The organism is Mycobacterium yunnanensis, assembly GCF_025823185.1.
GTDB classification, from domain to species: Bacteria; Actinomycetota; Actinomycetes; order Mycobacteriales; family Mycobacteriaceae; genus Mycobacterium; species Mycobacterium yunnanensis.
On record NZ_JACKVK010000001.1, the window covers coordinates 37,545 to 58,114 of the forward strand.

Here is a 20,570-nt window from a genome sequence, read left to right on the forward strand (position 1 = left end):
AGACCCTCGTGACGGGCGTACCCGAGCTGGCAGGCGCCGCGGAATCCCTCAGTCCCCAGGACCTACGGGGGATCTCGGCCGAGTGGCAGGCCCGAAGACTTGCGGTGTCCTGTCTCGTCGCCGGCGCGGCGGGAATCGTGGCGACGATCCCGGGGGCTCCGGCGATCCAGTCACTGGCCCTGGTCGTCCTTCTGGCGTGGGGTGGCGGAAGCGCCATCATGTGTTGGGTGGAGCTGCCGACCGGCGCGTCGGTGGCCGGGGCCGTCGGGCTGAGTGTGGCGTCGGTCGTCGGCATGACGACACTGATGGCGCGCTGGGGGGCGTGGTATCCCAAACTTGCCTGCCTGTGTCTGGCCACCGTGGTGACGACGAGCGGGTTGGTCCGGCTCTGGAGCACCGACGGAAACCTCGCACGCGTGGTACTGAGATATCCCACACCGCAACGGGGTAACCCCCGCTTCGCGATCGCCATGCTGGCTCTCTCGGTGACGGTGTGGGCAATCGCGCTCGGACCGTTGAGATCGAACCCGGGCGGTGACTACGGTCTGCTGCTCACACCGGGCGGCGGCCTCCTCATCTTTGCGATGGTTGCCGCGGTGTCGGCATTCGCGGCGGCCGTCGCCACGCGTCGACCGGTGCTCGCCGCACTTGCCATAGTGATCTCGATCGGGGTCGGCCGACTGACGTCGACGCTGATCACCGACGTACCGGCATACACCTGGACCTACAAGCACATCGGGGTCGTCGACTACATCGTCACCGATCAAGCCCTCGCGCCGTATTGGACCGACATCTACGTGCGCTGGCCGGGGTTCTTCACCACCATGGCGTGGTTCAGCGCGGTCGCCAGCGTGGATCCGGTGGACGTGGCGCACTGGTTTGCACCGGCAGTCGACGCCTTGATCTCGGTCGTCACCGGTGCGCTCGTGTTGACGGTGACCCGGAGCAAACAGGCTGCGCTCGTCGGGGCGCTGCTGGTGCAACTGGTGAACTGGGTTGCGCAAGACTACTATTCGCCGCAGGCCCTCTGCGTGGTACTGGCCTTCGCCATCCTCGCCCTGCTCACGTGTTCGAACCGGTATCCGATGGCCGGACACCTGTCGGTCGTCCTATTCGTCGCGATGGTGTGGACGCATCAGCTCACCCCGGTGTGGATCATCTCGGTCGTCGTCGCCCTGTCGGTGATCCGGCGAATTCGGCCGCGCTGGTTGCTCGCGTACTACCTCGTGGTGTGGGCCGTATACGTGATCCCCCGACTCGACTCCGTGGAGCGCTATGGCTTGTTCTCGTTCGACCCGGTCGCGAATACGGAGGGTCCCACCCAGAGTGAGCGGCTCGAGTCGTCCGGCTACCAGTTCACCGTCTACGTCGACAGGGGACTGGCCATGACCTTCTGGGCGTCTGCCGCGATGTGCGTCTTCGTCCTCTGGCGGCGCGGCGCACGGCCCTGGGCCGCCGCGATCGTCGCATTCTCACCGATGATGCTGATCTTCTCGCAGAGCTACGGCGGTGAGGCGACGATGCGGATCTTCCTCTACTCGCTGGCGGGTTGCACGGTTCTCATCGCGCCGTTCCTCGCGAGGGCACTCGCCCAGTCGCACCCCCTGCGCGGGACCCTCGCTTGGCTGGTGCTCGTGTTCTTCGCGATGGCGGGAATGCAGGGTTACTACAGCAATTGGTCCTTCTCCACCGTGACCCGCCAGCAACTCGAGCAGTCGCGCTGGCTGTTGACGACGAATGAGCACGAGCGCGGCATCACGGTGTGGGCGCCGCTAGTGGGTTGGCCGCAACGGCCCAGCGCCGCCTACGTGAAGTACGCGTTGTTCGACTCGCAATACGACATACCGCTGGACGACCTTCGAGCGTCGTTCCTCAAGGACGTTCCCACCGCCGGCGTGATGGAGGAAATCGAGGAGCACGTGCGCAACAGTCGAGTTCCGCTGTACGTGGTGATTCCGAGACAGCTCGACGAGTACGACGCATGGCTCGGCGTCTTCAAACCCGGTGTGCTGCAGGGCCTCGTCACTCAGATGGCCTCGCGACCCGGATGGTCCCAGGTCGTCGGCGACGAGGACACCGTCGTCTACCGCTACCCCGAAGCTTAGGCCGAAACAGTGACGAAGACGTTGAGAGGACTCAGGTCGCCAGTCGCAGTGGCGCTCGTGGTGTCGACCGTGGCGTGTGGCGGCGGTACGTGCCACGCCGAGCCGGGTGGCATGCCGGTCGGATCGTTCTCGTCGCTCACCGCGTCGCACCAGCTGTACGCGGCTGACGACTTCGACGGCCCGTCGAACTCGGCGCCCGACCCCGCGATGTGGAACATCGAGACCGGTGGAGTCGGATGGGGTGCCGGCGAGGCCCAGGCCTATACCGCGAGCCCCGCCAACATCCGACAGGACGGTGACGGACACCTGGTGATCACCGCTCGCGACGACGACGGTCACGTCACGTCGGCCCGACTGAACACACAGGGCAAGGTGGACGTCACCGAAGGCGTGGTTGCCGCACGCATCAAGATGCCTGCCGGGCAGGGACTTCAACCGGCATTCTGGTTGCTCGGACAGTCGATGCCCGAGGTCGGCTGGCCCGCCAGCGGTGAGATCGACATCGTGGAGTTGCTCAACGACGCCTCCACGGCCTACTTCACGGCCATCGGTCCGCGTGTGGAGGGGCAGCGTAGCAACGCCTCACATTCTCAGTTGCAGCTGACCTCGCGGGTCGGCGGTCTGGCAGACGACTTCCACACCTATTGGCTCGACAAGGAACCCGGCCGACTGGTGTTCGGCATCGACGAGAACGCCCTGGCGACCATCACGCCGGCCGACCTTCCCCCCGGTCAGCAATGGATCTACGACACGCCCTACTTCGCCGTTCTCAACCTCGCCGTGGGTGGGGCCTGGCCTGGTCCCGTCGGACCGGGTGTCCTGCCAAAGCAGATGACGGTCGACTGGGTGAGGTTCTACCGATGAGCGCCGATCTGGCGAACGCCGGCCTACCCGTCCCGGCAGACGACGCCGTCGACGACGTCGTGGCGGACTTCGTCGCCGCCGTCGGGGACCGGCGACGAGACTGCGCCGTCGTCCACGACGGTGCCGCCGTCACCTATGGTGACCTCGCGGCGCGCGTGGAGGTCGCCGCGGCGCACTATCGACTCCACCGAACGGGTTCTGACGCAGCCGATCTCGTCGGCGTACTGGTCTCGCACACGCCCGCGGTGGTCGAGCACCTCCTAGGCGTGCTGCAGGCTGGTGCGACCTACTGTCCGATCGACGCCACGTTGCCGGCGGCGCGCAAGAATGCCCTCGCGGCCGTGCTCGGCCTGGATCGGCTACACGCCATCGCCGGTGACCCTCGGGGCGCGACGAACCTACCGGTCGAAGTGGTTGGTGGTGATCTCGTCGCCGCATGCCCCGAACGCACCCTGAACGTTCCGCGCCCCGGTGACGCGGCGTACGTACTGTGCACCTCCGGGTCGACGGGGACCCCGAAAGCGGTGGTCGTCTCCCGCCAGTCGCTGACGACGACGGTGCGGGCCTTGCGGAGCGTTTTCGCACTCCGGCCCGAGGATCGTGTGCTGCAGTTCGCCTCTCTCGGTTGGGATACGTGTCTGGAGGAGATACTGCCCGCGCTGACGTCCGGCGCAACCCTGGTCTTCGACGACGAGGCCCACACCAGGTCGTTCCCACGCTTCGTTCGAATGCTCTCCCACCGGCGCGTCACCGTGGTGGACCTCCCGACCGCGTTCTGGCACGAACTCGTCCTCTACCTGTACGAGCACGGCATCGAGCTTCCGAACTGCGTTCGACTGGTGGTGATCGGTGGTGAACGGGTGGACCCCACCCGGCTACGGCAGTGGCGGGAGATGGCCACTGCCCACGTTCGTTTGCTCAACACCTACGGCTGTACCGAGACGACCATGATCACGCACGCCGTCGAGCTGGCCGGTCCCCATGCCGACGTCGACTGTGCCACAGGCGACGCACCGCTCGGGCGTGCGCTGCCACACGTGGTCGACCACGTCACCGGGGACGGTGAGCTGCTGGTGTCGGGCGCGTGCCTCGCCACCGGTTACCTGGGTCTTACCGACCGCACAGCAACGGACTTCGAGGTTGCAGACCACGGCACCGGCCCCACCCGTTGGTTTCACACCGGCGACATCGTGACCCGTGGCGACGGAGGGCTGCTGCATCCGCGCGGCCGACGCGACGACCAAGTCAAAGTCCTTGGTGTGCGGGTGGATCCGGCCGAGGTCGAAGCAGAGTTGACCGCACACCCGGCGGTGGCGGCAGCGGTGGTGATGGGTGAACGCCGGCTTGGTCAGATGTCGCTCCACGCGTACGTCGTCGCGACCGCAGGCGTCACCCCGGCGGAGTTGAAGGGCTCCTTGCGCGCACGACTACCGCACCAGTTCGTCCCAGCTCGAGTGACGTTCGTGCCGGCTCTGCAGTACACGTCCAGCGGCAAGGTCGACCGAGCGGCGACGCAGCGCGCCGCTACCACCGAAGAGAACGAAGGAGCACGCCCATGAATCCCGACCACATCATCGAGATCTTCTCGAGGGTCCTCGAGACGCCCCGGGTGCAATCGCACTCGGACTTCTTCGAACTGGGTGGCGACTCCCTGTTGGCGACGAGGGTACTCAGTGCGATCGCACGTGACTACGGCACGGAGTTGGACTACGAGGAATTCGTCGACCAACCCACCCCCGAGGGACTTGCCTCGAAGCTCGTCGCGGTCGCCCCATGACCACCGGAGACACGAGGGTGGTCGTCGTCGGTGCGGGCCTGGCCGGACTGACCGCCGCCGTCGAACTGGCGACGGCGGGTGCCGAGGTGACGGTCCTCGAGGCCAGGGACCGGGTGGGTGGCCGAGTACATGGTGTGCCGATGTCGCCGACGGTCGTCGCGGACGGAGGTGCGGCCTATCTCGGTGCGCGGCATACCGAGGTACTCGGCATGCTGCGGGAGAACGGCCTTCGGCTGGCGTCGACGGAGATGTTGGGAGACAGCACCTTTCTGCTGTCGGGCGCGCGGACGACGTCGGGAAGCCGCGTCCCGCCCCTGGACGCCGTCGCGCTCGGTGACCTCTTCGACCGGCTCGAAGGCCTCGTCGCGGAAGTGTGCCCGGACGCGCCGTGGAGGAGCGCCAGGGCCGACTACCTAGACGGGCTGACGGTCGCGCAGTGGGTGGCCCAGGAAATCCGGCACCCCGACGCGCGAGCCTTCTTCCCGATGTTCATCGGTGAGATGATGGCAGCCGATCCCGAGCTGATCTCGGTCCTGCACATGGCGTTCTATCTCCGGTCCGGCGGCGGGATCCGCTTCCTCAACGCCTTCAAGGGTGGCGCCCAGGAGTGGCGAATCGATGGCGGGGCGCACCAACTGTGTGAGGCCCTCGCCCGGCGGCTCGCCGACCGGATCCAGTTGGCGCGCGAGGTCCGAGCCGTCGACCAGTCGGGCCACGACGTCGTCGTCCACGCCATCTCCGCAGCCGACGGCACGTCGTCGGAGCACCGCGCCGACTACGTGGTGGTCGCGCTCCCACCACGGCTGGCCCAGCAGATCGAATTCACACCCGGCCTCACCGCGCCGCGTGCGACGCCGGCCACCGGCCGCGGGTGTGCCGTGAAGGTGCACCTGGGCTATCCCTCGCCGATGTGGCGCGACCACGGCCTGTCCGGCTGGTCGGTCAGCACGGACGGTCCGCTGCTCTCGACGGTGGACGATTCGCCTGCCGATCGTTCCGCGGGCATCCTGACGGGATTCGTGACGGGTGCGGCCGCTGAGCCCTTTAGTCGGCTCCCACTGTCGGCGAAGGCAGATGCGGCTCTTGCCCACGCGCGCAGGCTGTTTCCCGACTTACCCGCACCCACCAAGTGCTCGTTCACCGACTGGTTCGAGGATCGACACAGCAAGGGTTGCTACGCCGCCCTGTTCGGACCGGGCGACTGGATACGCCTCGGGCCGACGTTGACCGAGCCGCACGGCCGGGTCCACTGGGCAGGCACCGAAACCAGCCTCGAGTTCTTCGGCCTGATGGAGGGTGCCATCCGGTCGGGCCGACGGGTTGCCAACGAATTGATTCGAGGCGCCGACGTCGGCGCCGATCCGCGAAAGGCGGTAGCGCAGTGACCACACTGGAAGATCTCGGCAGCACGGCTGGCTTCACCGCGGCCGTGGACCAGCCCTACACCTACCGGCGAACGGAGCTGGCGGAGCCCGATTGGACGCGATACCCCGGGTGGGCGAGGGTCACGGAGGCCGAGTGGCGCAATGCGCAGTGGCAACGATCGCATTCCATCAAGAACGTCGACCAGCTCCGTGCGGTGACGGGATCGTTGCTCGACGACGCGTTCTTCGACGACCTGGTCGCAGACCAGCTACAGCGGGCCACGATGTCGATGCTGTTGCCGCCGCAGATGTTGAACACCATGGCGCCCCATGCCGTCTCCGGTCGGCAGCAGGTCACCGAGGCGTTCTATGCCGATCCCATTCGGCGATACATGCTGCCGGTGATGAGTGACCGCGAGCCGGAGTGGGGATCTCATCCGTTCGCCGAACGGGATTCGCTGCACGAGAGCGACATGTGGGTCGTCGAGGGTCTGACTCACCGCTACCCAACCAAGGTTCTCGCCGAACTGCTGTCGACCTGCCCGCAGTACTGTGGGCATTGCACTCGGATGGACTTGGTGGGCAACTCCACGCCATCGGTCGCGAAGGCCCGACTCACCCTGCGCCCGGCTGATCGCCAGGACCGAATGCTCGACTATCTACGCGCCACACCGACGGTTCGTGACGTCGTGGTCTCCGGCGGTGACGTCGCAAACGTCCCGTGGCCACGGCTCGAGTCGTTCCTCCTGCAGCTACTCGACATCGACACCATTCGCGACATACGGCTGGCGTCGAAGGCGCTCGCGGCACTGCCCCAACACTGGCTGCAGCCTGAGGTCGTCGACGGGGTCGGCCGCATCGCGCGGCTGGCGGCCTCGCGCCGGGTCAATCTGGCCCTGCACACCCACGTCAACCACGTGCAGTCGGTCACCCCGCTCGTCGCGGAGGCGTCCCGCGCGCTGCTGGATGCGGGATTGCGGGACGTTCGCAACCAAGGGGTCTTGCTGCAGGGAGTGAACGCCACCGCCGACGATCTGCTGGACCTCTGCTTCGCGCTGCAGGGCGAGGCCAACATCCTGCCGTACTACTTCTACATGTGCGACATGATTCCGAACGCCGAACACTGGCGAATTGCCCTGTGGGAGGCGCAGGAACTGCAGTTGTCGATCATGGGTTATCTGCCTGGCTACGCCACGCCCCGAATCGTCTGCGACGTACCGTATGTCGGCAAGCGCTGGGTGCATCAGGTGTCGCGCTACGACCGCACCCGCGGAATCTCCTACTGGAGCAAGAACTACCGCACGGGGCTCGACGGGTCCGACGTCGACGCGTTCAACGGCGTCTACCCGTTCTACGACCCCATCGACGGTCTGCCCACGGCGGGACAGGCGTGGTGGCGACGGCAGTGCGGTCGTTCCCCGCGGCGCGCGGTATGACCGTCGACGTCGTTCCCATCACCGAGGCCGACGTCGACGCGGTGTCCGACTTCCTCAGCGCCAATCACGATGGCCGAGTGTCTTGGAGCCGGTCACTCGCAGCGGTGCCGTGGGAGGTGACGGCGCCCAATCGCGGGTTCATGCTGCGAGACGGCGGGCGGATCGTCGGGACTTTGTTGGCGGTCTACTCGGACCGGCTGCTCGGCGGTCGCGTCGAACGGCTCTGCAACATGGGCTCGTGGTGCGTTCTGCCGCGTTACCGATCGCGAAGCATCTTGCTGTTGAAGGCGTTGTTGGCGCAGGACGGCTATAGCGTCACGGTGCTGTCCCCGGACGACGGACCGCGAGAGATACTCGAGTTCTTCAAGTTTCGGCCCCTGGACACGTCGGCCTCGCTCGTCCCCAACCTGCCCTGGCCCCGAGCCTTCGGCCGAACGAGGGTCAGCGCCGATCCGAACGTCATCGAACGGACCCTCGTGGGCTCGGAGCTCGTCCTCTACAGAGACCACGCCCAAGCGCTGGCCGCGCGCCATCTGTTGGTCCAGCGCGGCATCGAGTCCTGCTACGTGATGTACCGGGAATACCGGTTCAAGGGTGTGCCTCTGTTCGCGATGATTCTCCACGTGGGAGACCAGGGCCTGTTTCGGCGTTCCCTGCTGCCCATCACGCGTCATCTGCTGTTGCGGCACGGGCTGGTCGCAACCCTTGCCGAGCGGCGCGTGATCGGTTGCGCGCCGGCACTGTCGTTCAAGCTGGCGAGTTGGCCGAAGATGTACCGGAGCGCCACCCTGGAGCCCGCGCAGATTGACGACCTCTACAGCGAACTCGTCTGCGTACCATGGTAAATCGGTCCAAACCATCGAGATCTTCTCGGCGCGCCATTCGTTGGACCGACCTTCGGAGCTTGCTCGTCGACGCGGTTCTCGCCGTCTCGGCGGCATATGCCGCGCTCGTGGTCTGTCTGCTGGCCGTCAACGTGGCCCTCGCCGTCAAGCTGCGATCGGTCATCCCGCAAAGCAGTGACTAGCTCCCATGGCATCAAGGGTCCAGACGGTATCGCCGGTCGAACTAGTTCGATGGCACCACGGGCCAGGCCCCGACGGTGCGTTTCCCGTCGTCGGGAACCGCCTGCCGCGGTCCTCGGAACGCGGAGGGCGGCGTGCGGTGCACCATTGCCTCGCGGGGCGTCGTCGGGAACTAGACCCGATTGTTCGAAGAAGTTCGCTCCGATGATTCATGCGCCCACCCGGCACGGACGCCGATAGTTGGGCATGGCCGGGTTTGCCTCGCTTTCGCGAGAATGCGTCGCACGCAAGGCCATTGGTTCCCAGCCCTCCTCGCGAGGGCCCTGCCTGCCGGGCGTCGACGGGCTCCGCATCAAGGAGGTTTCACCTTGTCCATTCAAGACTCGTCCGCACAGCGGATGTCGGTTCGCCAATATGTCACGACGGGAGCCACGGGGGCGGCCATGGTAGGAGTGGGCCTCCTGCTCGCAGCTCCCCCGGGTGCGCCGGCGCCACGGTCGAGCGTCGTGGAGGTTCGGCTGGCGTCGACCGAGTTCACGCTCAGCCCAGGGGCCTTCGATTGCTCGCCCATCTCGGGCTGTGCACTCATCGGCACGTCCGGATCGCCGACGCCCACTGCGTTGGCTGCAGCGGCGGTGACGCCGTTCCGGCCGCTCATCGGACCGGGCGGTTGGCTCATCGGCGACGGCATCGACGCCGATGCGGCGACGTGCACGGCGCCCTGTAACGGCGGCAACGCTGGATTGCTGTGGGGCAATGGTGGTGCGGGCGCGCTCGGTGGTGTCGGTGGCAGCGCAGGGCTCATCTTCGGCAACGGCGGCGCGGGCGGCGACGGCGTGGACGCGGTCCACGGCGCCGACGGAAGTCTGGTGTCTGCGGCCACCGCAGGCGGCAACGGCGGACGGGGAGGCCTGATCGGCCTAGGCGGCCAGGGTGGCCAGGGCGGCAGCGACATTCAGTTGGTCCGCACCGCGAGCGCGACGAACGCCGTCGGTGCTGCCGGCGGTGACGGCGGCGCGGGCGGCCTCGTCATTGGCAGCGCGGGCAGCGGTGGAATCGGCGGAGCGGCGCAAGCGCTCAACGGCGATGCGACCGGCGGCGCCGGCGGCAGTGGTGGCGGGGCATCCAGCGGCAGTGGCGGCGCGGGCGGTGCCGGTGGCGGAGCCTTCAGCCAGAGCGGGACCGCGACCGGTGGAAACGGCGGAAACGGCGGTCGAACTGTGGTCGGAAATGCCGGCAGCGGCGGTGACGCCGGCTACGGAAGCTCCGACACCGGGTCCGGCACCGGCGGTACCGGCGGACGCGGCGGGAGTGCCGTCCTGGCGGGTTCCGGAGGTGCGGGCGGAGCCGGCGGTGACAGCAACAACGCGCTTCCCGCCGACGACACCGGGGGCGCCGATTCGACCGGTGGCGCCGGCGGTGCCGGTGGTGCTGGCGGGCTCTTGGGTGGCGGTGGTGGCGGCGGCACCGGCGGCTTCTCCCACTCCGACAACGGCAATTCGACCGGTGGTGTCGGCGGCGCCGGTGGTGGCGCGAGCCTCGGTTCCGGAGGTGACGGCGGTGGTGGCGGTGTCGCAACCTCCGATGGCACCGGTTCGACCGCGACCGGCGGCGGTGGTGGCACGGGCGGCAGTTCGACGATTGGCGCCGGTGGCGCCGGCGGGGCGGGCGGAAAGACCAACTCCACGGCAGGGCCGTCGCAGGGCGGATCGGGCGGTCGTGGCGGGGACGGCGGAAGCGGCGGCACCGGCGGCGACGGAGGTGACGCATCCGGCCCGGCGACCAACACCGGCGGTTCCGGCGGCAGGGGCGGTGACGCGCATGGGCTGGGCGGCCACGGCGGTACGGGTGGAAACGGCGGCACTGCGTCCGGTGGGACGTCCAACGCCGGTGGTGCCGGTGGAGCCGGAGGTGCGGGTGGCCCCGGCGGAACGGGCGGCAGCTCGGGCAGCGCCGGAGGCGGCGACGCGTAGTCGTCGCACCGGCCGGGCAATCTGGGCCCATCCCTCGAAGAGGTGTGCGCGTGCTACGTGGCTCGACGGTAATCTCGACCTACGTAGCTACACGCGGGGGAGGGAGCCGAAGTCGTGGGTGTGCCACCCGACAGCAGCCCGTTCGGGTCACAGACGGTGACGGGGCCTGGCTGGCCGAACGTCGACGAGGAGTCGCTGGCGGCCGCCGCGGCGCAGTACGAGGCGCTGGCAGCCAAGATCACCGGTTCGGTGGTGCCCCAGCAACAGGGTCAGATGATGCAGATGGCCGACCAGTGGACGGGCGCGGGTTCGCTCGCCGCCGGGGGTGAGGCGACGACGATCGTCGCCGGCCACGAGGCCAACGCCGCCCAGGCCGCGGCGATCGCCCTGAAGCTGCGCACCATGGAGGCCACCGTCGCGAAGACCAAGATGCTGGTCAACACCACCGCCCAAGAGGTGCAGCAGGAATGCGAGGCGTTGTCGGCGATGCCGTTCGGCAACGCCCAGGAGTTGGTGCAGAGTCGCATCAAGATGGGTCTGTCGCAGAACATCGCCATGGTCAACGCGAACTCGGCGGAATTGGCCTCGGGCCTCGGCGTGCCGCCCAACATCCCCAACCCGGGTGCCCCTCCCGGCACCGCGCAGGCGTCCCAGGCTGCGGACAAGGGCTCGCAGCAGGCCATGCAGATGATGATGCAGATGGGTCAAATGGCGATGCAGTTGCCGCAGCAGATCGGCGGCATGTTGACCCAGGCACCACAGCAGTTGATGCAACCGCTGCAGCAGATCATGCAGCCCCTGCAGCAACTGATGTCCGCGGGGGGCAAGGGCAGTTCCGGCGCCGGCTCGGTGTCGCCCTTCTCGGCGTTCTCCAATCATCCCCTGGCCGGTGGCGGCGGCGCTGGTGCCGGCGGCGGAATGGTGAAGGCGGCCGGTCTGCCCGGGTCGGGTGGACTGTCCCCGCAGTCTCCGGCGCTGGCCAGCCTCGTCGGCAGTTCCGGCGACGTCGCGGTGCGCCCGGCGGGCGCAAGCGGGGTAGGGGTCGCGGGCCTGGCGCCGGTTGGCGCCGGTGCCGGCGGAATGGGCGGCGGCATGGGCATGATGGGCCAGCAGCGCGGCGAAAGCGGCGGCACCGGCTCGTCACTCACGGCTCCACCCCCTCTGGACTACGGCGAGGAAGAGGTCGACGATGACTGGTGAGCGCGCGGGAGCGGTGTTCTGATGTCGGGTCCAATGCAGACGCCGGACTCCCTGAATTGGAATCCGGCCAGTGTCCAGCTGCCCGAGATCCCTATGCTGCCACCCGGTGACGACGCGATGAGCATGACGATCGCAGGCGTGCTGCCGACGCTGGCGGCGTCGATGGCGACGAGTGTCACCGCCTTGCAGGCCAAGGAGACCATGTTCGCCGGCAAGGTGGGCTCGGCGCAGAGCGCCTATGACAACGCCGACGACCAGGGCGGTCAATCGTTGGGTCAGTTCGGGCAGATGTTGGGGCAGCTCGGTCAGATGGCCCAGCAGGCGGGCGGACCGGCCCAGCAACTCGGCCAGCAGGCAGGCCAATTCGGCCAGATGATTCAGCAAGCCATGGGGTCTGCCCAGGGCGGTGGCGGCGCGACCGGCCCGCAGGGCGGCTCTGCTCAACCAGCGGGGGCCCAACCGGCGGGCGGGCAACCGGCGGCTGGCCAGGGTGCCGGCGGCACGGGTGCCGCGGCGCCGCAACAGTCCCGTGACGACGCGGCTTCCGACCGCGATCGATCTCAGGAGGAGAGAGAACGCGCAGAGCACGACGAGCGCGAGCGTGAACGCGAGGCGCGGGCGGCGCGGCCGCCGCTCGACCACGCCGTCGCCGGTCCCGCACCCCACGCGACCGGTCCGGCGCCCGTCGCCCCGCCGCAGCGTGGAGAAGGCCTCGAACGCAACATGTGACCGCCGAGCACTACGCTCAGTACCGACGCACGAGGTAGTCAGACTGAGCGACTCGGAGGTACGGGAATGAGTTCGCCGCCACCCGACGAGTGGCCTTCTCTCCCGCCGCCTCTGCCGGACGACGAGTTGAGCCCCGGTCAGACCTTCGCGGGCTACGAGATCCTCGGCCTGCTGGGCTCCGGCGGAATGGGTCGGGTCTATCTCGCCCAGCACCCGCGACTTCCACGCCGTGACGCGCTCAAGCTGCTGCCGTCGACCTGGTCGGCGGACACCGAATACCGCGCCCGGTTCAACCGTGAGGCCGATCTTGCCTCGACGCTGTGGCATCCCAACATCGTCGGCGTGCACGACCGTGGCGAAGCCGACGGCCAGTTGTGGATTTCGATGGACTACGTCGACGGTCTGGACGCCTCGCGGCTGATTGCCGAACGCCATCCCGCCGGCATGCCGGCCGACGACGTCGCCCGGATCGTCACGGCCGTCGCCAGCGCGCTCGACAGTGCCCACAAGCGCGGCCTGCTGCATCGAGACGTCAAGCCGGCCAACATCATGCTCACTCATCTCGACGACGACGGCGAGCAGCGAATCCTGTTGACCGACTTCGGTATTGCGCGCGACGTCGACGAGGCCGACGACGTGACCGCATCGGCGATCGGCACCGTTGCCTACTGCGCACCGGAGCAATTGTCCGGGGACGAGGTCGGTCCGCGGGCCGACCAGTATGCCCTCGCGGCGACGGCGTACCAACTGCTGACCGGCGAGCCGCTGTTTCCCAGCATGGACCCCGCCGAGGTGATCCACGACCACCTGAATTCCAAGCCGCCGACCCTGGGGTCCAGGCGCCCCGAACTCACCGCGTTGGATCCCGTGTTGACGGTGGCACTGTCGAAACGTCCCGAAAGCCGTTTTGCCCGTTGCTCGGATTTCGCGCGCGCGTTGAGCGAGAAGATCGAGGCAATGGGGCCGCGGTCGGCGGTCGCGCCCCCGAACTACGGTCCTGCGCCCGCGGGGGACACCTTCGCCAACCTCTACACCGAGCCGTTGACGGTGGACCCCAGGGCGCCCAGAGGAAGGCGCAAGCAGTTTCCCGTCGCGCCGGTGGCCGCGGCCGCAGTAGCGGGGGTGGCTGTCGTCGCGCTGGCGGTGTGGGCGTTGTGGCCGTCCTCCGGTGGCGGCGAGTCCTCTTCTGCCGCGCAGTCGGCGTCGACGACGACCACGTCGGTCGACGCCGCTGCCCAACAACGCCTCCGCGGTGCGCTGCCCCCGGGCTATCCCTCTGCGGCGTGCACGGCGGTGGACGTGCCGCCTGCTGCCCTGGCGAAGTTCGCGTGCATGCAGAACGCCGACGCCGGTGGACCGCCGACGTCGACGTACACGTCGTTCGCCGACGCGACGGGATTGCAGACGGCATTCGGCGCGGTCGTCGGTGGCATGCGGGTAGTCAACTGCCCCGGCAACATTCAGTCACCAGGAGCCTGGCGGCGCAACGCCACCCCGCAGCTCGTCAGCGGCACGCTGGTGTGCGGGTATCGCGATGACGTGCCGACTCTTGCCTGGACCGACGAAGCCAAGCTGATGCTGGCGTCGGTCGACGGCGTGCAGAGCGGACCCAACCTCGACCAGCTCTACGTGTGGTGGTCGAGCCACTCCTGATCCGATCAGGCCGGCGGCGGAGCGATCAGGGTCGTCGTGGGCGCGGTGGGTGCCAACGCGGGTGCTGGCGTCCCGGCTGCGGTGGGTGCCGGGGCACCCGGGGTCACCGGTGCCAATGGCGCGGGCGACGATGCGCCCGCGGGCAGCGGCGTGCCCTGACTTCCGGTGGGCGCCGGGCCACCCTGAACGCTGGCGGGCAGCGGCGCACCCTCGGCCGCGGCGGGAGCCGGGGTGACCGGGGTGGCACCCGGGACCGGCGTGCCCTGGCTGCCCGGTGCGAGCGGAGTCCCTTGGCTGCCAGCGGGAATGGGGGTACCCGAGCTTCCTGCCGGTTGGACGGCACCCGGCGCGGGCACTGCCTCGGCGCCGACCGGCGCGCCAGGGACAGCTCCCGGCGTGGCCGGCGTGGTCGGCGCAGCGGTGGCGGCGGGCGACGACGACGAGTAGCTGCCCCCGTTGCGCTGGGCCGGCAGCTGCGGCGGCGGCTGCACCCACACCAGCAGGTCTTGCCCGCCGGCGTTGTAGACGACGCTGTCGGGGGTGTCGCCGACGACGTCGAAGTAGACCTTGCCGCTGGTCTTCTCGCCTTGGGGAATCGTCGCCGGGTTGACGCCCTGTGGGGTCGCAACGCCGAACAGCACGCGGTAGGTCTCGCCACTCTTGGCGCGCGCGTTGAGATTCGAGACGATCGGGGTGACGTTGCCCTCGATGGCCTGATCCGTTGCCGTGGCCTCCCACAGCGTGCCGGCAACCGGGTAGGGAATGGTGTCGGTGCTGGGCTTGAGGTTGCTGATCGTCCAGCCCTGGACCACGTCTCCGTTGGTCAACCGGGCTTCGTTTCCGATCGTGGTGGTGGTCAGCTCGTCGGCGGCGGCGATCGGCGCGCCGATGACTCCGATGAACCCGATGGATCCGACCGCGGCAGCCGATGCCAAGGCCCAGGTGATCTTCACGTGACGTGCCTCCCCGTAAGTCCAAACTGCGACGTCCCCCCTACGGAAACAGTCGTTCGTCTGAAGCTATCAGGTCAGCGGGGACGTTCCGGGCACCAATTCCACCCCGGACAGCACCACGGCGTCCTCACGCCCGGGCGCCACGAAGACCGCGAGCAGCCGACCGTCCTCCTGCCACACGCGCGCACCGAGGGTCTCGCCCGGAAACAGGACGCCCGCGAAACGGGCGCCGTACGAACCGACCCGGGATGCGTCGCCGTCGAGAAAGTGGTCGACGAGCGCCTTGGCGCCAATGCCGAAGGTGCACAGCCCGTGCAGGATTGGTTTCGGAAAGCCCGCAGCCGCGGCGAAGTCGGGGTCGGAGTGCAACGGGTTGCGGTCGCCGCAGAGCCGGTACAGCAGGGCCTGCTGGGGCAGTGTCGGAATCGACAGCTCCACGTCGGGGGCGCGGTCGGGCGGTTCCGTCGAGGTCGACGCCCCACGCTCCCCGCCGAAGCCGCCCTCGCCGCGGGCGAAGATGGACCGCTTCTGCGTCCACAACGGATCGCCACCGGGCGTGGTCACCGTCGTCTCCGACCAGATCACCGCGGCCTTGCCCTTGTCCCACACGTCGGTGATGCGGGTGGTCGCCCGTCCCTTCCCGGACGGTGGAATGGGCCCAGGAACCGTGACGGTCTCGCTGGCGTGCAACACCTTCGACAGCTCGACGTCGACCCCCGGGAACCTGACCGTTGGCGCCTCGGTCGCATGGAACGTCTGCGCCACGCACCCGAACGTCGGCAGCACCTGGGGCGTGTCGTCTGCGAGGTAGCGAAGCTCGCGAGCGTCCATCGGGTCGGCGCCTGCGCCGAGACCGAGGTGATAGAGCTGAACGTCGCTGCTGCTCCAGGTGAAGTCGACCGGCGGCAGTTCGGCGCCAATCGCCTCGTCCACGTCTATCGGCACGTCAGGCCCTCTCGGAGGTGGCCAGGTGCAGTGCGGCGAGATAGCCGAACGTCATGGCCGGCCCGATGGTACCGCCGGGTCCCGGATAGGTGTGGCCCATCACCGGCGAGCTGACGTTGCCTGCGGCGTAGAGACCCTCGATCACCGAACCGTCGTCGCGCAAGGCCCGACCGTTGACGTCGGTGCGCACACCACCCTTGGTGCCGAGGTCGCCGGGCACCAGCTTGGCTGCGTAGAACGGGCCGTGGCTGATCTCGCCGAGGTTCGGGTTGGGCTTGTTGGTCGGGTCGCCGTAGTAGCGGTCATACGCGCTCTCGCCGCGGTGGAAGTCCTCGTCGACGCCGGTGCGGGCGAAACCGTTGAACCGCTCGACGGTGTCCTTGAATTCACCGAGCGGCAGCCCGGTTCGCTCGGCCAGCTCCTCGATGGTGTCGGCCTTGACGACGACGCCGGACTCCAACCAGCGCTTCGGAATACGTTGGCCCGGTTGCAGTCCGGCGAAGATGTAGCGATCGCGGTACTGCTGGTCGAACACGAGCCAGGACGGCACGTTCTCGCCGGGGCCCTCGCCCTGGCCGAACTCGCCGCCGTACATCCAGTGGCAGGCTTCGACGTAGGGCATCGACTCGTTCATGAAGCGTTTGCCGCTGGTGTTGACGATGATCGAGCCGGGGGAGTTGCGCTCGGACAGCGCGAACCACGGCGCCCCCACCAGCGGGACGGTCGGGCCCCACCAGGCGTCCTCCATCAATTCCAGTGCAGCACCGAGCTTTTCGGCGGCGATGATGCCGTCGCCGGTGTTGGCGACCGCGCCGACGGTCCATTCGGTGGTGATCGGTGCGCGCTGGTACTTCACCCGCATCTGCTCGTTGTGCTCGAAGCCACCGCTGCCGAGGATGACGCCTCGACGCGCCTTGATCAGTCGGGGTTCGACGTCAGCGGCGTCGCGTGTGTCGACCACGTAGATCCCGCGCACGACACCGTTCTCGACGTAGAGATCGGTGAGGGCAGTGTTGAGTTGGACTGGCACGCCTGCTCTTTGGAGTCCGATGCGCATCGGGGCGATCAGGGCGCGCCCCATGCCGACGAGGTTCTTGCCGGTCACCTTGGCCCACGTCGCGCGAACGCCGATCTTCAGGCTCCTGAGCACGCCACGCGGATGGCGCTTGAGCTGGTTGAGCCGCACGTAGTCCTGCTGCATGACGACCATGTTCATCGGAACCTTGCCGTACGGCGGCTCGAGGCCCGCCTCGTCCGGTCCGAGTTTCTTCGCGTCGAATGGCTTGGGCTCGACCGAGCGGCCGGTCGGCTTCCCGCCTGCGGCCTCGGGGTAGTAGTCGGAGTAGCCGGGCACCCAGCACAGCTTCAACGGCGAATGCTTCAGCACGAACGACAGCATCTCGGGCCCGCGGTCCAGGTAGGTGTCGATCTTCTGAGGTTCGACCGCGTCGCCGATGATGGTGTGCAGGTAGGTGCGGGCCGCCTCCGCGGTGTCCTTCACGCCGTCCCGCTTCAGGACCTCGTTGTTCGGAATCCAGACGCCACCACCCGATCGGGCGGTCGAACCTCCATAGTGCGGAGCCTTCTCGACGACTATCGTCGAGAGTCCCTGGTGGGCGGCGGTGAGTGCGGCCACCATGCCGGCGGCGCCGCTTCCGACCACGACGACGTCGTACTCCTTTTGAGTCATGTAGAACACGTTATAGAATTGCCCGGCCGACCCACAACTGTGCCGGTCGACGAAACGAGGGGACTTCACCGATGTTGTCGTCTGCAGTGCGTGCGGAGTTGGCCGAGGAGTTGGCTGAGGCTGAGCGCAGCAAGGTGCCGTTGACGCCGTTGACCGATCGGTTCCCCGACCTGGACGTGGTGGACGCCTATGAGATTCAGCTGCTGAACATCCGGGCGCGGGTGGCCGCCGGTGCGCGGGTCGTCGGACACAAGGTGGGGCTGTCGTCGGAGGCGATGCAGCAGATGATGGGCGTCGACGAGCCCGATTATGGACATCTGCTCGACGACATGGAGGTCTTCGAGGAACGTCCGGTCCCGGCGGGGACGTTCCTGTATCCGCGGGTCGAGGTCGAGGTCGGCTTCATCTTGGCCGACGACCTGCCGGGTGCGGGGTGCACCGAGGACGACGTGTTGGCCGCGACGGCGGCGTTCGCGCCGTCGATCGAGTTGATCGACACCCGGATCACCGACTGGAAGATCAAGTTGGGTGACACGATCGCCGACAACGCGTCCTCGGCGGGGTGGGTGTTGGGCACCGACCGGGTGTCGCCGAAGGATCTCGACATCCGCAACGTGGACGCGGTGTTGACGCGCAACGGCGAGGTGGTCGCCGAAGGCCGCAGTGATGCGGTGTTGGGCAATCCGGTGACCGCGGTGGCGTGGTTGGCCCGCAAGGTCGACTCGTTTGGGGTGCGGTTGCGGGCGGGGGACGTCGTGTTACCCGGTTCGTGTACGCGGGCGATCGACGCCCGCCCCGGTGACGACTTCGTCGCCGACTTCCTGGGGCTGGGTTCAGTCCGTTTGTCCTTCGAGTGAGGAGTTCGTCGTCATGGGAAACAAGGCAACGGTCGCGATCGTGGGGTCGGGCAACATCAGTACCGACCTGCTGTACAAGCTGCTGCGGTCGCAGTGGTTGGAGCCGCGGTGGATGATCGGCATCGACCCCGACAGCGAAGGCCTGGCGCGGGCGCGGAAGTTGGGGTTGGAGACCTCCGCCGAGGGGGTGGACTGGTTGTTGGCGCAGTCGGAGAAGCCGGATCTGGTGTTCGAGGCGACCAGTGCCTACGTGCACCGTGACGCCGCCCCGAAGTACGAGGCGGCCGGTATCCGGGCTATCGACCTCACCCCGGCGGCGGTCGGCCCGGGGGTGATCCCCCCGGCGAATCTGCGCGAGCATCTGGACTCGCCGAACGTGAACATGGTCACCTGTGGTGGGCAGGCCACCATCCCGATGGTGCATGCGGTCTCCCGTGTCGTGGAGGTGCCGTATGCCGAGATCGTGGCGTCGGTGTCGAGTGCGTCGGCGGGGCCGGGGACCCGGGCCAACATCGACGAGTTCACCAAGACCACCAGCAGGGGCATCGAGGTCATCGGCGGCGCCACTCGGGGCAAGGCGATCATCATCCTCAACCCGGCCGAACCGCCGATGATCATGCGCGACACCATCTTCTGTGCCATCCCGGAGGATGCCGATCAGGATGCGATCACCGCGTCGATCACCGACGTCGCCGCTCAGGTGCAGTCCTATGTGCCGGGGTACCGGTTGCTCAACGAGCCGCAGTTCGACCCGCCCTCGATGCACTCGGGTGGACAAGCGTTGGTGACGGTGTTCGTGGAGGTGGAGGGGGCTGGTGACTATCTGCCGCCGTATGCCGGGAACTTGGACATCATGACCGCCGCGGCGACGAAGGTCGGCGAGGAGATCGCCCAAGAAGTTCTGGCCGCGACCACAGGGGGCCACGCATGAGCATCAGCGAGGACGTCTACTTCGACGCGTCGTGGGATGTGCGGATGACCGACACGTCGCTGCGCGACGGGTCCCATCACAAGCGTCACCAGTTCACCGCCGAGGAGGTTCGGTCCATCGTGGCGGCGTTGGACGCCGCGGGGGTGCCGGTCATCGAGGTCACCCACGGCGACGGCCTGGGGGGGTCGAGTTTCAACTACGGGTTCTCCAAGACCCCGGAGCAGGAGCTCATCGCGTTGGCGGCCCGGACGGCGACGACGTCGAAGATCGCGTTCCTGATGCTGCCGGGGTTGGGCACGAAGGACGACATCGCCGAGGCGCAGCAGAACGGCGGGTCGATCTGCCGGATCGCGACGCACTGCACCGAGGCCGACGTGTCGGTCCAGCACTTCGGGTTCGCCCGCGACCGCGGCCTGGAGACCGTCGGCTTCCTGATGATGGCCCACACCATCCCCCCGGAGAAGCTCGCCGCCCAGGCCCGCATCATGGCCGACGCGGGCTGTCAGTGCGTCTACGTCGTGGATTCCGCGGGTGCGCTGGTGCTGGAGGGGGTCTCCGAGCGGGTGGAGGCGTTGGTCGCCGAATTGGGATCGGATGCTCAGGTTGGTTTCCACGGTCACGAGAACTTGGGGCTTGGGGTGGCGAATTCGGTGGCGGCGGTGCGGGCCGGGGCCAAGCAGATCGACGGGTCCACCCGGCGCTTCGGTGCGGGTGCGGGTAATGCGCCGGTGGAGGCGATGATCGGGGTGTTCGACAAGATCGGGGTGAAGACCGGGATCGACTTCTTCGAGATAGCCGACGCCGCCGAGGACGTGGTGCGCCCGGCGATGCCGCAGGAGTGCCTGTTGGACCGCAACGCGTTGGTGATGGGCTATTCGGGGGTGTATTCCAGCTTCCTCAAGCACGCCATCCGTCAGGCCGACCGTTACGGGGTGCCCGCCCATCAGCTGTTGCACCGGGCCGGGCAGCGCAAGCTCATCGGCGGTCAGGAAGACCAACTCATCGACATCGCCCTAGAACTCAAACGCGAACAGGAAGCCTGACAGAAACCCACGGCAGGATGGGGCC

General features: G+C 68.1%; 18 protein-coding genes. 15 read left to right on the forward strand and 3 right to left on the reverse strand.

Going from position 1 to position 20,570, the window contains the following annotated elements; genetic code table 11:
• The first annotated feature begins 8 nt into the window (after positions 1-8).
• The 12 genes from H7K45_RS00195 to H7K45_RS00250 all read left to right on the forward strand — a co-directional run bounded on the left by H7K45_RS00195 (position 9) and on the right by H7K45_RS00250 (position 14,126).
• A complete protein-coding gene (locus tag H7K45_RS00195; RefSeq protein ID WP_263993676.1) occupies positions 9-2,105 on the forward strand; it encodes a hypothetical protein in 2,097 nt (698 codons plus the stop codon).
• Positions 2,106-2,162: 57 nt separating this feature from the next.
• Positions 2,163-2,969, forward strand: a complete 807-nt coding sequence (locus H7K45_RS00200) for a glycoside hydrolase family 16 protein (protein ID WP_263993678.1) — start codon at positions 2,163-2,165, stop codon at positions 2,967-2,969.
• Positions 2,966-4,528, forward strand: coding sequence for an AMP-binding protein (locus H7K45_RS00205; RefSeq protein ID WP_263993681.1), 1,563 nt, complete (start codon positions 2,966-2,968; stop codon positions 4,526-4,528). Before H7K45_RS00200 ends, H7K45_RS00205 begins: the two co-directional genes overlap by 4 nt.
• The gene (locus H7K45_RS00210) at positions 4,525-4,746 is read left to right on the forward strand and encodes an acyl carrier protein (RefSeq protein ID WP_263993683.1); all 222 of its coding nucleotides are present in this window, start codon (positions 4,525-4,527) and stop codon (positions 4,744-4,746) included. Before H7K45_RS00205 ends, H7K45_RS00210 begins: the two co-directional genes overlap by 4 nt.
• Entirely contained in the window at positions 4,743-6,131 is a 1,389-nt protein-coding gene (locus tag H7K45_RS00215) for a flavin monoamine oxidase family protein (protein ID WP_263993685.1), read from the forward strand. The genes H7K45_RS00210 and H7K45_RS00215 overlap by 4 nt, the downstream gene beginning before the upstream one ends.
• Positions 6,128-7,546, forward strand: a complete 1,419-nt coding sequence (locus H7K45_RS00220; protein ID WP_263993686.1) for a KamA family radical SAM protein — start codon at positions 6,128-6,130, stop codon at positions 7,544-7,546. Before H7K45_RS00215 ends, H7K45_RS00220 begins: the two co-directional genes overlap by 4 nt.
• Positions 7,543-8,391: a GNAT family protein gene (locus H7K45_RS00225; RefSeq protein ID WP_263993687.1), complete on the forward strand. Its 849-nt coding sequence runs from the start codon at positions 7,543-7,545 to the stop codon at positions 8,389-8,391. The genes H7K45_RS00220 and H7K45_RS00225 overlap by 4 nt, the downstream gene beginning before the upstream one ends.
• A 59-nt stretch (positions 8,392-8,450) precedes the next feature.
• Positions 8,451-8,573, forward strand: a complete 123-nt coding sequence (locus tag H7K45_RS00230; RefSeq protein WP_263993688.1) for a hypothetical protein — start codon at positions 8,451-8,453, stop codon at positions 8,571-8,573.
• A 441-nt stretch (positions 8,574-9,014) separates the two neighbouring features.
• Positions 9,015-10,544 carry a hypothetical protein gene (locus tag H7K45_RS00235; protein ID WP_263993689.1) on the forward strand — a complete coding sequence of 510 codons (1,530 nt, stop codon included), beginning with the start codon at positions 9,015-9,017 and terminating at the stop codon, positions 10,542-10,544.
• A 114-nt stretch (positions 10,545-10,658) separates the two neighbouring features.
• Positions 10,659-11,744, forward strand: a complete 1,086-nt coding sequence (locus H7K45_RS00240) for a hypothetical protein (protein ID WP_263993690.1) — start codon at positions 10,659-10,661, stop codon at positions 11,742-11,744.
• 21 nt (positions 11,745-11,765) lie between these two features.
• A complete protein-coding gene (locus tag H7K45_RS00245) occupies positions 11,766-12,473 on the forward strand; it encodes a hypothetical protein (RefSeq protein WP_263993691.1) in 708 nt (235 codons plus the stop codon).
• 66 nt (positions 12,474-12,539) lie between these two features.
• Positions 12,540-14,126 (forward strand): serine/threonine-protein kinase, encoded by a 1,587-nt coding sequence (locus H7K45_RS00250; protein ID WP_263993692.1) that lies wholly within the window; start codon positions 12,540-12,542, stop codon positions 14,124-14,126.
• A gap of 5 nt (positions 14,127-14,131) precedes the next feature.
• Here H7K45_RS00250 and H7K45_RS00255 read toward each other — a convergent pair whose 3' ends face one another.
• The 3 genes from H7K45_RS00255 to kstD form a co-directional block, all read right to left on the reverse strand.
• On the reverse strand, positions 14,132-15,079 hold the full coding sequence (locus H7K45_RS00255; RefSeq protein WP_263993693.1) for an MPT63 family protein: 948 nt from the start codon (positions 15,077-15,079) through the stop codon (positions 14,132-14,134).
• A gap of 69 nt (positions 15,080-15,148) precedes the next feature.
• Positions 15,149-16,024, reverse strand: a complete 876-nt coding sequence (chsH3, locus tag H7K45_RS00260; protein ID WP_263993695.1) for an enoyl-CoA hydratase ChsH3 — start codon at positions 16,022-16,024, stop codon at positions 15,149-15,151.
• 1 nt (position 16,025) lies between these two features.
• A complete protein-coding gene (gene kstD / locus H7K45_RS00265; RefSeq protein WP_263993697.1) occupies positions 16,026-17,714 on the reverse strand; it encodes a 3-oxosteroid 1-dehydrogenase in 1,689 nt (562 codons plus the stop codon).
• A 71-nt stretch (positions 17,715-17,785) separates the two neighbouring features.
• Here kstD and H7K45_RS00270 point away from each other — a divergent pair, with 71 nt between their 5' ends.
• The 3 genes from H7K45_RS00270 to dmpG are packed head-to-tail and all read left to right on the forward strand — an operon-like array spanning position 17,786 to position 20,545.
• Positions 17,786-18,571: a 2-keto-4-pentenoate hydratase gene (locus tag H7K45_RS00270; RefSeq protein ID WP_263993699.1), complete on the forward strand. Its 786-nt coding sequence runs from the start codon at positions 17,786-17,788 to the stop codon at positions 18,569-18,571.
• Between the two features lie 13 nt (positions 18,572-18,584).
• Positions 18,585-19,502, forward strand: coding sequence for an acetaldehyde dehydrogenase (acetylating) (locus tag H7K45_RS00275; RefSeq protein ID WP_263993700.1), 918 nt, complete (start codon positions 18,585-18,587; stop codon positions 19,500-19,502).
• Positions 19,499-20,545, forward strand: a complete 1,047-nt coding sequence (gene dmpG, locus H7K45_RS00280; protein WP_263993702.1) for a 4-hydroxy-2-oxovalerate aldolase — start codon at positions 19,499-19,501, stop codon at positions 20,543-20,545. Before H7K45_RS00275 ends, dmpG begins: the two co-directional genes overlap by 4 nt.
• Positions 20,546-20,570: the final 25 nt, after the last annotated feature.

Excerpts from the sequence above, each read along its gene's own strand:
- H7K45_RS00205 (WP_263993681.1), top strand. The coding sequence starts at position 2,966 with ATGAGCGCCGATCTGGCGAACGCCGGCCTACCCGTCCCGGCAGACGAC.
- H7K45_RS00210 (WP_263993683.1), top strand. The coding sequence starts at position 4,525 with ATGAATCCCGACCACATCATCGAGATCTTCTCGAGGGTCCTCGAGACG.
- H7K45_RS00215 (WP_263993685.1), top strand. The coding sequence starts at position 4,743 with ATGACCACCGGAGACACGAGGGTGGTCGTCGTCGGTGCGGGCCTGGCC.
- H7K45_RS00225 (WP_263993687.1), top strand. The coding sequence starts at position 7,543 with ATGACCGTCGACGTCGTTCCCATCACCGAGGCCGACGTCGACGCGGTG.
- H7K45_RS00235 (WP_263993689.1), top strand. The coding sequence starts at position 9,015 with ATGGTAGGAGTGGGCCTCCTGCTCGCAGCTCCCCCGGGTGCGCCGGCG.
- H7K45_RS00245 (WP_263993691.1), top strand. The coding sequence starts at position 11,766 with ATGTCGGGTCCAATGCAGACGCCGGACTCCCTGAATTGGAATCCGGCC.
- H7K45_RS00250 (WP_263993692.1), top strand. The coding sequence starts at position 12,540 with ATGAGTTCGCCGCCACCCGACGAGTGGCCTTCTCTCCCGCCGCCTCTG.
- kstD (WP_263993697.1), bottom strand. The coding sequence starts at position 17,714 with ATGACTCAAAAGGAGTACGACGTCGTCGTGGTCGGAAGCGGCGCCGCC.
- H7K45_RS00270 (WP_263993699.1), top strand. The coding sequence starts at position 17,786 with ATGTTGTCGTCTGCAGTGCGTGCGGAGTTGGCCGAGGAGTTGGCTGAG.
- H7K45_RS00275 (WP_263993700.1), top strand. The coding sequence starts at position 18,585 with ATGGGAAACAAGGCAACGGTCGCGATCGTGGGGTCGGGCAACATCAGT.
- dmpG (WP_263993702.1), top strand. The coding sequence starts at position 19,499 with ATGAGCATCAGCGAGGACGTCTACTTCGACGCGTCGTGGGATGTGCGG.